The sequence below is a fragment of the Sporosarcina sp. P32b genome, from assembly GCF_002743335.1.
Lineage (GTDB): Bacteria > Bacillota > Bacilli > Bacillales_A > Planococcaceae > Sporosarcina.
Genome location: NZ_PDZB01000003.1, coordinates 106,835 through 119,754 on the forward strand (window position 1 = coordinate 106,835; position 12,920 = coordinate 119,754).

The 12,920-nt window shown below is 40.5% G+C and carries 12 protein-coding genes; 9 read left to right on the plus strand and 3 right to left on the minus strand.

What is annotated here, in order from left to right:
• Window positions 1-62 precede the first annotated feature (62 nt).
• Window positions 63-1,754: a M3 family oligoendopeptidase gene (locus CSV64_RS03640; RefSeq protein ID WP_099632840.1), complete on the minus strand. Its 1,692-nt coding sequence runs from the start codon at window positions 1,752-1,754 to the stop codon at window positions 63-65.
• Between the two features lie 170 nt (window positions 1,755-1,924).
• Here CSV64_RS03640 and CSV64_RS03645 point away from each other — a divergent pair, with 170 nt between their 5' ends.
• Together CSV64_RS03645 and CSV64_RS03650 are read left to right on the plus strand one after the other, a co-directional pair.
• Complete coding sequence (locus tag CSV64_RS03645) at window positions 1,925-2,212, plus strand: DUF6509 family protein (protein ID WP_099632841.1); 288 nt, start codon at window positions 1,925-1,927, stop codon at window positions 2,210-2,212.
• 110 nt (window positions 2,213-2,322) lie between these two features.
• Window positions 2,323-3,306, plus strand: coding sequence for an NAD(P)/FAD-dependent oxidoreductase (locus CSV64_RS03650; RefSeq protein ID WP_099632842.1), 984 nt, complete (start codon window positions 2,323-2,325; stop codon window positions 3,304-3,306).
• A 119-nt stretch (window positions 3,307-3,425) separates the two neighbouring features.
• Here CSV64_RS03650 and CSV64_RS03655 read toward each other — a convergent pair whose 3' ends face one another.
• The gene (locus tag CSV64_RS03655) at window positions 3,426-4,451 is read right to left on the minus strand and encodes an NADP-dependent oxidoreductase (protein ID WP_233190365.1); all 1,026 of its coding nucleotides are present in this window, start codon (window positions 4,449-4,451) and stop codon (window positions 3,426-3,428) included.
• A gap of 253 nt (window positions 4,452-4,704) precedes the next feature.
• On the opposite strand from CSV64_RS03655, the gene CSV64_RS03660 reads away from it, so the two are divergent.
• From CSV64_RS03660 to pstB (CSV64_RS03685), 6 genes are all read left to right on the plus strand, one after another.
• Entirely contained in the window at window positions 4,705-5,409 is a 705-nt protein-coding gene (locus CSV64_RS03660) for a response regulator transcription factor (protein ID WP_099632843.1), read from the plus strand.
• Between the two features lie 223 nt (window positions 5,410-5,632).
• Complete coding sequence (locus CSV64_RS03665) at window positions 5,633-6,529, plus strand: phosphate ABC transporter substrate-binding protein PstS family protein (RefSeq protein ID WP_099632844.1); 897 nt, start codon at window positions 5,633-5,635, stop codon at window positions 6,527-6,529.
• Window positions 6,530-6,568: 39 nt separating this feature from the next.
• Window positions 6,569-7,501 carry a phosphate ABC transporter permease subunit PstC gene (gene pstC / locus CSV64_RS03670; RefSeq protein WP_099632845.1) on the plus strand — a complete coding sequence of 311 codons (933 nt, stop codon included), beginning with the start codon at window positions 6,569-6,571 and terminating at the stop codon, window positions 7,499-7,501.
• Window positions 7,501-8,385: a phosphate ABC transporter permease PstA gene (gene pstA / locus CSV64_RS03675; protein ID WP_099632846.1), complete on the plus strand. Its 885-nt coding sequence runs from the start codon at window positions 7,501-7,503 to the stop codon at window positions 8,383-8,385. Before pstC ends, pstA begins: the two co-directional genes overlap by 1 nt.
• A gap of 43 nt (window positions 8,386-8,428) precedes the next feature.
• On the plus strand, window positions 8,429-9,229 hold the full coding sequence (pstB, locus tag CSV64_RS03680; RefSeq protein WP_199168350.1) for a phosphate ABC transporter ATP-binding protein PstB: 801 nt from the start codon (window positions 8,429-8,431) through the stop codon (window positions 9,227-9,229).
• Between the two features lie 11 nt (window positions 9,230-9,240).
• Window positions 9,241-10,017 (plus strand): phosphate ABC transporter ATP-binding protein PstB, encoded by a 777-nt coding sequence (pstB, locus tag CSV64_RS03685; RefSeq protein ID WP_099632848.1) that lies wholly within the window; start codon window positions 9,241-9,243, stop codon window positions 10,015-10,017.
• A gap of 92 nt (window positions 10,018-10,109) precedes the next feature.
• On the opposite strand, the gene trhO is transcribed toward pstB (CSV64_RS03685), so the two are convergent.
• A complete protein-coding gene (trhO, locus tag CSV64_RS03690) occupies window positions 10,110-11,084 on the minus strand; it encodes an oxygen-dependent tRNA uridine(34) hydroxylase TrhO (RefSeq protein WP_099632849.1) in 975 nt (324 codons plus the stop codon).
• A gap of 401 nt (window positions 11,085-11,485) precedes the next feature.
• Between trhO and CSV64_RS03695 the strand changes: the two genes are divergently transcribed.
• Complete coding sequence (locus CSV64_RS03695; protein WP_099632850.1) at window positions 11,486-12,862, plus strand: polysaccharide deacetylase family protein; 1,377 nt, start codon at window positions 11,486-11,488, stop codon at window positions 12,860-12,862.
• The last annotated feature ends 58 nt before the right edge of the window (window positions 12,863-12,920 follow it).

Below are 12,920 nucleotides of genomic sequence, written 5' to 3' on the forward strand. Positions count from 1 at the left end.
AAAGGATGTACAGAAAGTCGTCAACACGACATTCTGTACATCCTTATTTGTAATCACAAAAATTAAACTATCTTATGCTCAACCAGCCAACCACTAACGAAATCCATGATCGACTCAACAGTCCCATCTTCAAAGGGTGACCTCAAGTGGGCAGTTGCAACGAGCTCCAGGAATGATTTACTTCCCCCTAATTGACACAATGCCAAATAGTCTGTCCATGCTTCATCAAAATCGTTTAGTGAGCGTTGCCAAAATTGGAGAGCGCAGATTTGTGCCAATGCATAATCAATATAATAAAACGGCACTTCATAAATATGACCTTGTCTTTGCCAGAAACCGCCTTGTTCCAAATAGGGGTGTCCATCATAATCCCGATTAGGTAAATACAAGTTCTCGAGATCCTTCCATACGGCTTTGCGTTCGCTAGGTGTCATTTCAGGATGGTCATAAATGCGTTGTTGAAACTCATCCACCGCCACTCCATAAGGTAAAAACAATACACTTTCTAGTAAGTGCGCATAGCGATAACGTTCTGCATCGCTACCAAAAAAGTGATCCATCCAGAACCAAGTGAAAAACTCCATACTCATGGAATGAATTTCTGCTGCTTCAGTCGTTGGCCATATATATTCGGGGATGCCAATCGAACGACTAGAATAAACTTGGAACGCATGGCCAGCTTCATGCGTCAACACGTCAATATCACCTGAAGTTCCATTAAAGTTAGAGAAGATAAACGGTGAATCATAATTTTCTATAAATGTACAATAGCCACCAGCTTCTTTGCCCTTTTTTGCTACTAAATCCAATAAGTTTTTTCGTTTCATATAATCGAAAAAGCGTCCGGTTTCACGTGATAACTCCTGATACATTTTATGCCCGTTTTCTAAAATCCATTCTGGAGAACCTTTAGGTTGAGGGTTTCCCTCAGGGTAATGCAATGGTTCATCATAAAACTTCATCTGAGAGATGCCTATTCTTCTACTTTGCATAGCTCGAATCTTCTCGGCTAATGGCACTACATGTGTTCGAATCTGATTACGGAAGTTTTCCATCATATGTGCATCATAGCCGATACGGTCCATACGTATGTATCCGAGTTCTGTAAAGCTCTTAAATCCGAGCTTTGTAGCAATTTCATGACGTAAAGCCACGAGTCGATCAAAAATCCTGTCGAAATGATCTTCATTGGACGCATAAAAATCAGCCGTGGCAATCATAGCATCTTTTCTAACCGTACGATCGAGTGACTCTTTAAAGGGTCCAAGTTGTGCCAATGTTAGTAATTCGCCTTGGAACTCAATTTGTGCAGAAGCGACAAGGGTGGAGTATTCAGAAACTAGTTTATTTTCTTGTTGTAAAAGTGGCAAGACTTCATCAGAATATGAATGAACGGCATTCTCCGCAAGCTTAAATAGCTGTGGTCCCCATCTCTCTTCCAGTTGTGCTCGGAAGGGTGTGGTGATGACGGCTCGGTAATAATCGCTTTGCAAAGCTTGGAATTGTGGTCCAATCTCATCAAAATAATCCCGTTCATCTTGATAGAAGCTGTCATTCGTATCAACCGAAGAACGTATATACATGATGTTTTCTGCCGTACTGTAATCACTCGTCAACATGTTTATATGCTCCATAATTTTCGCTTGATCTTCGAATGAGTTTGCCTGCTTAAATTGTTCAAGTGCCGTCTTAAATTCTATTTGTAGTTTTTCAATATCTGGGCGAGTATACTCGTAATCTTCAAAAGTAAGCATTGTACTCCTCCTAGTTCGTATAAAGTGTGACTATCCCTTCATTTTCTAGCAACCAGTAAAGAAAAGCAAACAATTAACCAAAAATGACGTTCATAAATTGCCACAATCTTATGAAATGATGTAGGATAGAGAGAGTAAACTCTAAGTGAGCGGGAAGAAGGAGAAATATAATGCAAATATTAAATGGTAAAGTACAAGAATTGGTCGATCCAACAGGTATTATCGATGGTCAGCGCTACGAATTTCTATTGACAGTTAAGTTCGATGAAGAAGATGAACTGTTCAATGAAGAGGGTACTGGCTTACGTTTGCTATATTCTGTGAAGGATGGCCAGCGAAAAATGTTAACATACCAATTTTATGAATTGGCAACGGAAAGCACGTTTGACGTAGAGTGGGACGAAGAAGAACAAGCATCAGCAGAGCAATACTGCATAGAACATTTCCCTGAAATCTGAATACAAAAAAGATGTTATTCTCTTTAGAATAGGGGATAATAGACTTGGGTAACATAAGTGGTACACCCCAATAGCTTCTCATTAAAGAAATAATTATAGGAGTGTTTAAAATGAATCAAGAAATAGTGGATATTACGATTATCGGCGGAGGCCCAACTGGATTATTTTCTTCGTTTTACGCGGGAATGCGTGAGATGTCTGTCAAAATCATCGATAGTTTGCCACAGCTGGGCGGCCAATTGATCGAACTATATCCTGATAAATACATTTATGATGTAGGCGGATTCCCTAAAATTTTGGCGAAGGATTTGGTGGCAAACTTAGTGACACAAGCGCACTATGCAAAGCCTGAAATTTGTTTAGGGGAAGCAGCGATGTCCATCGAAAAGAAGGACGATCACTTTGTTTTAACGACGGATAAAGGACAGCATTTGACACGTACCATTTTATTGACTGCAGGAATAGGGGCTTTTCAACCGCGTAAAATCGGATTGAAAGAAGAACCTACTTTTGAAGGCAAGACATTACACTATGGTATCAAAGACTTGTCTATGTTTAAAGATCAAAATATTTGTGTTTGTGGTGGGGGAGACTCCGCACTGGACTGGGCATTGATGCTTGAAGATATCGCAAGCCAGGTAACACTTATTCATCGTAGAGAACGTTTTACTGCGCATGAAACAAGTGTCAATCAACTGCGCGCGTCTAGTGTCAATGTTTTAACTTCGCATGCTGTAAGTGAGTTACAGGGCGACGGAGACACATTGGATAAAGTTGTACTGAAAGAAAAAGACGGTAGCGTGAAAGAACTTGAATTCGATCATGTTGTAGTCAACTACGGCAATATTTCCTCACTCGGCCCATTGAAAGACTGGGGCTTAGAAATGGATCGTAATTCTATTATAGTTAACTCTCGCATGGAGACGAATATTGAAGGCATTTATGCAGCTGGTGATGTCACAACATACGATGGCAAAGTGAAATTGATTGCGGTCGGTATGGGCGAAGCACCTGTCGCAATTAGCCACGCGAAAGCGTTCCTAGATCCGAAAGCAAAAGTACAGCCGTTGCACAGCACGAGCATATTCGGTTAATAAAATAGTCAGCACCTTGTATGGAGAGTTTTTTGCTGTACAGGTGCTTTTTTACAAGGACGATAAAAGGCTATCCCGAGATAATTCTCGAGATAGCCTTTTTCATTGTGAGTTGATCATCATTTTGTCGTTTCAGAATCAGCGACTTTGACCAGTTGTTTTCCTAAATTTGTTCCATCGAATAAACCGAGAAATGCGTCTGGAATATTATCGAAGCCTTCAACAATCGTTTCTTCATACTTCAATTTACCTTCAGAAAGCCATGTACCTAAATCAGTTGATGCAGTAGCGAAGTCTGCCGCATAATCTCCTACGGTAAAGCCTTTCATCAAAGCACTTGTTTTGATCATCGTAGATTGAATACGAGGACCTACGTCTTGTCCTTCTTTATTGTAAGAAGAAATAGCGCCACATAGTGCAATTCGTGCATGTTTATTAAGTAATGTGAAGACTGCATCCGTCACTTCACCGCCGACATTATCGAAATAGACATCTACACCGTCAGCTGCAGCTTTAGCTAAGTCTTCTTTGAAGCTATCTAGTTTGTAATTGACTGCCTCATCAAAGCCGAGTTCATTTTTCAAGTACTCGATCTTCTCCTGGGAGCCTGCAATCCCGATTACTTTAGCACCTTTCATTTTGGCGATTTGGCCCACAACTGAACCAACTGCTCCGGCAGCGCCAGAAACGACGACTGTTTCACCTTCTTGTGGCTTACCGATATCGAGTAGACCGAAGTATGCAGTTAAGCCTGTCATGCCAAGGATACCTAAATGTGTAGTAATTGGAGCGATAGTTGGATCAATCTTACGTACTTCTTTGTCTGAAGCTGCCGTATACTCTGCCCAATTCAAGTTCCCAACTACAAAATCTCCGGGTTTGAATGAATCAGAAGTAGACTTTGTGACTTCACCCACAACTCCACCGGCAATCACTTCATCTAGTTTAAAAGGTGGAATATAAGATTTTGCATCTATCATTCTTCCACGCATGTACGGATCAACAGATACATATAGCGTACGAACAAGAACTTCATTGTCTTTTAGCTCAGGCATAGGTTTTTCTACAAAATTGAAGGCTTCCATAGTAGGCAAGCCTTTCGGTCGATTTGCTAAATGAATTTCTCTTTGCATTTCTTGTGTCATAGTAATTCCTCCAGTTTTATCTACATTTCAACTTATCAACTAACTAATAGTAAGCTTAAGTACAAGGTTACTAGCATGCAGTATGGATGTCAATTAATTGCACTGACATGAAAAGGTCATCCGGATTCATTTAAATGAATCAATTAAAGAATATTCAATAATGATTTGAGTGGACTTTTTCTTGACGTCAAAGTAGAGTAGAGACGTAGACTTTCAGAAAAATTAATGATCTAGCTGTAAAGGAGCTAACCAAATGAAAAAGATTTTGGTTGTGGAAGATGAAAAGTCAATAGCTACTCTTTTGCAATACAACTTGGAGCAGGCAGGATACACTGTGTACGTAGCCCGAGATGGTAATGCAGCAATTTCGATGACTCTATCTGAAGAACCAGATTTACTCTTGCTCGATATTATGCTGCCTGGAATGGATGGCATGGATGTATGCAAAAAACTTCGCCAGGAAAAGATTCATACACCTATTTTAATGTTGACGGCAAAAGGCGATGAATTTGATAAAGTCCTTGGACTCGAACTTGGAGCAGATGACTACTTAACAAAACCATTCAGTCCACGAGAAGTACTTGCCCGTGTGAAAGCGATCTTGCGCAGAATAGAGTTACAGGATTCTATTCAAGGAAAAGAATCGGTAGCAGAACTTAGTCATGGAAGTTTACTAGTTCATCCAGAACGAATTGAAGCCTTTTTAGATGGAAGCCCATTAGAATTAACACCAAAAGAATTTGAACTCCTTTTATACTTAATGCGACATTCAGGAAAGGTACTACACCGCGAGCAGTTGTTAAATGCGATATGGAATTATGACTACACTGGAGATTCTAGGATCGTAGATGTTCATATTAGTCATCTGAGGGAAAAAATCGAACCCGATACAAAAAGTCCAGTCTATATTAAGACTGTCAGGGGATTTGGTTATAAATTTGAAGAAGTAACAAACTAAATACTGTAGATACATACGTAGGCTGAAGTCGAATCCATATAGGATTGCGTCTTTGGCTTTTTATTATTCCTTCTTAGGTTGTAAAAATCTAGAGTAGTATCTATTTATACACAACCTTTACACAACCTTTACGTTTCATCCATCACTCTTTAATATCCATTGCTTATAGTAAAGAAGCAGTAGAGAGTTCTTACTAAAACGATAAATCCTAGGGGGCACAGTGATGAGGAAACGTAATCGAATAACTGTATTGGCATTTGTTTTACTTTGTACGTGGGTAATCGCGGCTTGTAGTAGTACGAAAGCGAGCGATAGTGAAAAAGGAGAAGCAAAACAAGAAACTGAACCCATCACGGCAGTAGGGTCAAGTGCACTACAACCTTTAGTAGAAGCAGCAGCACAGCAGTATTCGGCAAAAAATCCAGGGTCCGTTATTAACGTCCAAGGTGGAGGAAGCGGAACTGGTTTAAGTAAAATTAGCGAAGGTGCAGTAGATATTGGCAACTCGGATATATTCGCAGAAGAAAAAGAAGGTGTGGACGCGACGAACTTAGTCGATTATAAAGTGGCGGTTGTTGGAATGGGTCCAGTAAGTCATCCAGATACTGGCGTAGAAGACGTTACCACTGAAGAACTACTTGGAATCTTTACAGGAGAAATCAAAAACTGGAAAGAGCTTGGTGGAATCGATCAAGAGATTATTGTCATAAACCGTGCAAAAGGATCTGGAACACGCGCTACTTTTGAAACCATTGCGTTGCAAGGAAAACAACCAATCGAAGCACAAGAACAAGACTCTTCGGGTACGGTACGAAAGATTGTCAGTGAAACACCGGGAGCAATCAGCTATTTAGCATTTTCTTATTTCGATCAAACGACTACAGCTTTACGGGTTAATGGTATTGCGCCAAACCAAGAAAACGTCGAGTCAAATAAATGGGAAATTTGGGCTTACCAGCATATGTATACAAATGGAGAAGCAACGGGTCTCGCAAAGGACTTCATCGATTATATACTTTCGGATGATGTACAAGAAACCGTTCTTCCTGAAATGGACTACTTACCGGTAACGGGGATGCAAGTAGAACGAGATGCGGAAGGGACTATTATAAAAAAATGATAGAAACTGCACATCTCACCACTTTGGAAAGGAGCGTACATGATGGCGAAGATGATCAAAGAGACGGAACATCCATTGTATAGAAAAAGTAATAAAATGCGTATGGAGCGAATTGGTAAATGGCTAACCTTCCTCTCAGTGGCTTTGACTGCAACCATCACTGCTGCGATTCTATTTCTAGTTTTCTCGAAAGGTGTATCTACGTTCATCGTAAATGATGGAAGTGTTAAAGAATTTTTCACAGGTACGACTTGGAACCCAGCGGAAGTAAATTCTCTGGGTCAGCCTATTATTGGGGCCTTACCATTTTTAGTAGGTTCATTAGCGGTTACAGGAATCTCCGCTCTAATTGCGGGACCGCTTGCCATTGGCGCAGCCATTTTCATGAGCGAGATTGCGCCAAATACGGGCAAGAGAATTATGCAGCCAGTGATCGAGTTGTTAGTAGGTATTCCTTCCGTTGTCTATGGATTTATCGGATTAACTGTCGTCGTTCCTTTTTTACGCGGTCTATTTCCAGGTAGCGGATTTGGTATTGCTGCGGGGACTATTGTCTTATCGGTCATGATCTTACCGACAGTTACGAGTTTAGCACTGGATGCTATTCAGGCGGTGCCACGTTCATTACGCGAAGCATCACTGGCGCTTGGTTCAACAAGATGGCAAATGATTTGTAAAGTGGTATTGAAAACAGCGAAACCCGGCTTACTGATGGCTGTCATTTTTGGAATGGCGCGAGCATTTGGTGAAGCCTTAGCTGTACAGATGGTCATTGGGAATGCTTCGGTCATTCCGCATTCATTATTTGAACCGGCCTCTACAGTCACTAGTATTTTAACAATGGGCATGGGATATACCGTGATGGGACAAGCAGAAAATAATGCGCTTTGGTCACTAGCACTTGTACTTTTACTAATGTCGCTTTTCTTTACGATCGCCGTGCGAATGATTGGAAAGGGGAAAAGTAGCTAATGTCTGCTAAAAGGAAAGATCAACTCGCCACGGCTGGATTATATGTCATTGTAGGCATCATCATTACAGTTCTGGCAGGATTGCTTGGATTTGTCTTTGTAAAAGGTGTTCCTCAACTTAGCTGGCAATTCATCACGTCTCCACCTCAGATTTTCAAAGAGGGTGGCGGGGTGGGACCTCAACTATTTAATTCCTTTTACTTATTAGTTTTGACACTTATAATTTCGGTGCCGATTGCAATTGGGGCCGGTATTTATTTAGCGGAGTATGCAAAAGACCACTGGATCATTCGTTGTATTCGCGTACTGATTGAAGTGCTGTCTTCATTACCATCTATAGTGGTAGGATTATTTGGATTTCTCTTCTTCGTTTTGTATATGGGCTGGGGTTTTTCCATTTTGTCAGGTGCCTTCGCACTTTCGGTATTCAATTTGCCGTTACTCGTGCGGGTCATTGAGCAGTCTATTCATAACGTGCCGAAATCACAGCGCGAAGCAGGCTGGGCGCTTGGTTTTTCAAAATGGGAAACCATTACGACCATCATACTTCCGGCGGCACTACCTGGTATTGTGACCGGTATCATACTGGCATCAGGAAGAGTATTCGGAGAGGCGGCCGCCTTGATTTATACAGCAGGAATGAGCACACCAATTATAGATTTCACCAACTGGAATCCGTTGTCACCAACATCTCCTTTACATCCATTTAGACCGGCTGAAACCATGGCGGTTCACATTTGGAAAATTAATGGGGAAGGAATTATGCCGGACGCAGCGGCAATCTCTGACGGCGCGGCGGCATTATTGATCATCTCAATTTTATTCTTTAATTTTACATCACGCTTTATCGGGAACTTATTGTTTAAAAAAATGGGTGCTAACTAAAAGGAGGATCTTTATGCAATCGGTCGCTTTACAGCCTGTCACAATGAAGACGAATAGGATTAAACAAGCTGACAGTCCCGACTTACAATACAGTTCCGTGTTACAAACTACTAATTTATCGGTATATTATGGCGGGCATTGTGCTGTGGATCAAGTCAGTCTATCATTTCCAAAACAATCCGTTACGGCATTAATCGGTCCGTCGGGCTGTGGGAAATCCACTTTTCTGCGTTCTATTAATCGAATGAATGATGATGTCGACTCCTGTCGTACAGAAGGAGCAATCTATTACGAAGGGGTAGATCTACACTCACCCCATGTAAATTTACATGAAATACGTAAACAGATTGGAATGGTATTTCAAAGACCCGTACCGTTTGCCAAATCTATTTTTAAAAACGTAGCAGCTGGACCCATGCGCTACGGAGTGAAAGATAAGAAGGAATTACAAAGAATTGTAGAAGAGAATCTGAAAAAAGCAGCACTATGGGAAGAAGTAAAAGATCAATTACATACATCTGCTTTGCGCCTTTCAGGTGGGCAGCAACAACGTCTTTGTATCGCCAGAGCACTTGCACTGCAGCCAAGCGTTTTATTACTAGATGAACCTGCATCTGCACTTGATCCAGTCTCGACAACAAAAATCGAAGAACTGATATCACAATTAAAAAAAGACTATACGATTGTAATCGTTACACATAATATGCAACAAGCCGCACGAATCTCGGATGAAGTAGCGTATTTTTATATGGGGCGTGTCATTGAGCATGGACCCACTGAACAAGTTTTTACTAATCCACGTCATGAACAAACCGCACATTATATTAACGGACGCATTGGATAGGGGAGATTGAAATGAATGTAGTGGAAACTATCGAACAATCAGTCATACAAACAGAAAATCTGCAATTCTATTATGATACCCACCATGCACTAAAAGATATCAATCTGAAGTTTGAAGAAAAGAAAATCACTGCGCTCATAGGGCCGTCAGGATGTGGAAAATCAACTTTTTTGCGGACAATGAACCGTATGAACGATTTAATTCCTGGAGTGAAGACCGAAGGAGCAATTTGGATCGGTAAAGAAAATATAATAGAATCATCTATTGATCCAGTAGAATTGCGAAAGAAGGTTGGAATGGTATTTCAACATGCCTCGGTCTTTCCGTTTTCGATTTATGGAAACATTGCATATGGGCCTCGTATTCATGGAGAAAGAAATAAAAAAGTACTGGATGAAATTGTGGAAGAGAATCTGCGCGCAGCTGCTTTGTGGGACGAAGTAAAAGATCACTTAGACCAGTCTGCTACAGGACTTTCAGGCGGGCAACAGCAACGCTTAACCATTGCACGAACTTTAGCGACCAAGCCGGATATATTATTGATGGATGAACCTACTTCAGCTCTAGATCCAATCTCTACTGCTAAAGTGGAGGAACTAATCCAAACGTTAAAAGAGCACTATACGATCATCATCGTCACGCATAATATGCAACAAGCTGCACGAATATCTGATTTCACAGCTTTCTTTCTAAATGGTGAAGTAAAAGAGTATGGGCAGACAGCCACAATATTTAACAACCCATTAAATTCTGAGACGAAAGATTATATTGCAGGCAAGTTTGGTTGAAGAGTTGCAGAGCAACAAATGGAAAGTAGTGTAAGTCGTTACATAATAAAGAAAAAGCCAGCTCCTATAAAAGGATGCTGGCTGTTCATGTATTAAGAAATGGTTTCGTGCGTGCGTGCTTCTTCAATTTTTGCCATTCGTGCGTCGTATTCATCCACTGTCATATCGTGTTCCACAAAATAACGGTTACGAGGATGTGTACGGCAATCGTCTGAACAACTGCGCATATAGAAGTGCTCGTTCTCTTCCGAGCATAGAATCTTCGCATTACACTCAGGGTTTGCACAGTTTACATAGCGTTCACATGGTGTGCCATCAAAATGATCGCGGCCTACGATGACATGTTCTACTTGGTTAATTGGAACTGCAATACGCTCATCAAATACGTAGCATTGACCGTCCCATAACTGTCCTTTTGCTTTAGGGTCTTTACCGTAAGAAACGATACCGCCGTGCAAATGGGCTACATCTTCGAATCCTTCACGTTTCAACCAGCCAGTGAACTTCTCACAACGAATCCCACCCGTACAATACGCAAGAATTTTCTTACCTTCAAGTTGTTCTTTGTTTTCAATTACCCATTCAGGAAGATCACGGAAGTTTTCGATATCCGGGCGGATTGCGCCACGGAAATGACCTAGGTCATACTCGTAATCATTACGAGCATCTAATACAATTGTGTTCTCATCTTGCATTTGCTGTAAGAACTCTTCAGGTTCTAAATATTCACCCGTAATTTCCAACGGATTGACATCTTCAGGTAAGCTAAGATTGACAATCTCTGGACGGAAGCGAACGTGCATTTTCTTGAATGCGTGGCCATCTGTTTCATCAATTTTAAACCATACATCAGCAAAACGTGGATCGGCTTTCATATGCTCCATATACGCATCCGTTTGTTCGATTGTTCCGGAACAAGTACCGTTGATGCCTTCTGCTCCTACAAGGATACGTCCTTTTAATCCAGTTTCCTTACAGAATTCCAAATGTGAAGCCGCAAACTCTTCAGGTTCCTCAATCGTTACATACTTATAAAACAATAATACTCGATAGTCTTTCTTTTCCATGTAAATTACCGCCTTCTGTTTGATCTTTGCAATAGACAACAGCCGAGATCGGTGTGTACAAAGGGATCGTGTGTCCCTTGAACCCGAATTTGCAAGAATCGGGCCCAGAATAGTATAGCATAATTTCAATTTCGAGCAAAGGATTCAAAAAGCTATTTCACCAAAATGCCTTTTTGAAAGCGAAACACAACTAAACACCGCTTTGTATCATGACTAATTTGTTGTATACTAGGAGATGGAAATACTTTCATACATGTCGATTATAATTAAAGATAGCTCATTGTAAAATGTATGAGTTGAATACAGAATACTTTTTGATCGTAAAGGGTATAGTAGTTCTGTCGCTAGTAAACTGTAATGTTCAATCAGTGCTAGGCAGTGAGTAGTAAAGGAGTCCTTTCATGAAAGATTCAAATAAAAGACGTCGATCAGTATGGATCGATAGTGCGTTAATTATCACAATCATAACATTGGTATCTATTACGCTACTATTAATAGTGAATGTAATGAAAACTAAAGATACTAGCTCTACTAAACAGGTAACACATGAAGTCATACCTGCACCGAAGCAGAAAGTGTCGGTAGAGTCGAGTACATCACCCTACCCAGGTATAAAAATTTTATCTGAGAAAGCCAGTGAATCACAGTATCCTTTTGTCATTCGTTATCCGCAAACAGAGTACGATGGCTTTAATCAGCAAGTGTTAGACTCTGTAGATGAATTGAAAACGGCCTATGCCAATAAACAACAAAAGAAAAATAGAGTGTCTAAGTTAGATGTATCTTTTGAAACACTCCAGCATCTTTCGGGAAATTATTCTTTTGTTATGCAAGCTGTTACGTACTTTGCTGATCAAGATAGTCACAAGGAAATACAAACATTTCATATCAATCCTGAAACAGGGGACGAACTAACGATTGAAGATATTGTAGATCATGATCTGGAAAAGCTAAAACGAATGGCGAGTGTAGTGCGTAACGAAATATATCATAGTCCGTCACTGCAAGATGATGTGATTAAGGAAAGTGTATGGCAACCTACTGAACCCATGTGGGTAAACTATCGTAACTTCGCTTTAACAGACGATTCATTAATTCTTTATTTCGGAACTGGTGAATTTACAAAGAAGCAAGCTGGACCGGCAACAGTAGAAATCCCACTACGAAAATTGAATTCCTTCTTAGCAAAGGAATTTCAAGTGGCGACTGAAGACGAGAAGAAAGAAAAAACCATTGCTTTGACGTTTGATGATGGTCCCGATCCAAACTATACAGTCAGGATTTTAGAAACGCTCGAGAAATATAATGCAAAAGCTACATTCTTTATGCTGGGCAATAGAGTTCATTCATATCCTTCAATTGCCAAGAAGGTAGCTGAAGCTGGACATGAGATAGGTAACCATTCTTGGAATCATCCTTCCTTGACGGGGGTTACTGATGTTGCACTTCAAAGTGAAGTGAAAGGTACATCCGATATCATTGAAGCGATAACAGGACAACCTGCAACTGTTTTCAGACCTCCATATGGGGCTGTTGATGATCGAGTACGAGAAAGTACGAAATTACCTGTAGTGTTATGGAATGTGGATACATTGGACTGGGAGCATCATGATCCAGAGCTGTTATTAGAACATGTCACGGAAGCTACCCGTGCAGGAAGTATTATTTTAATGCATGATATTCATAAATCCACAGCGGATGGACTAGACGCGGTACTCGAAAATCTACAGTCTCAAGGCTATAAATTTGTAACAGTATCTGAAATGGATGATTATTAATGTGAAGTTGTTTCATTGTTTTTGTCTAACAATGGAACAACTTTTGTTTTGTAAAGTC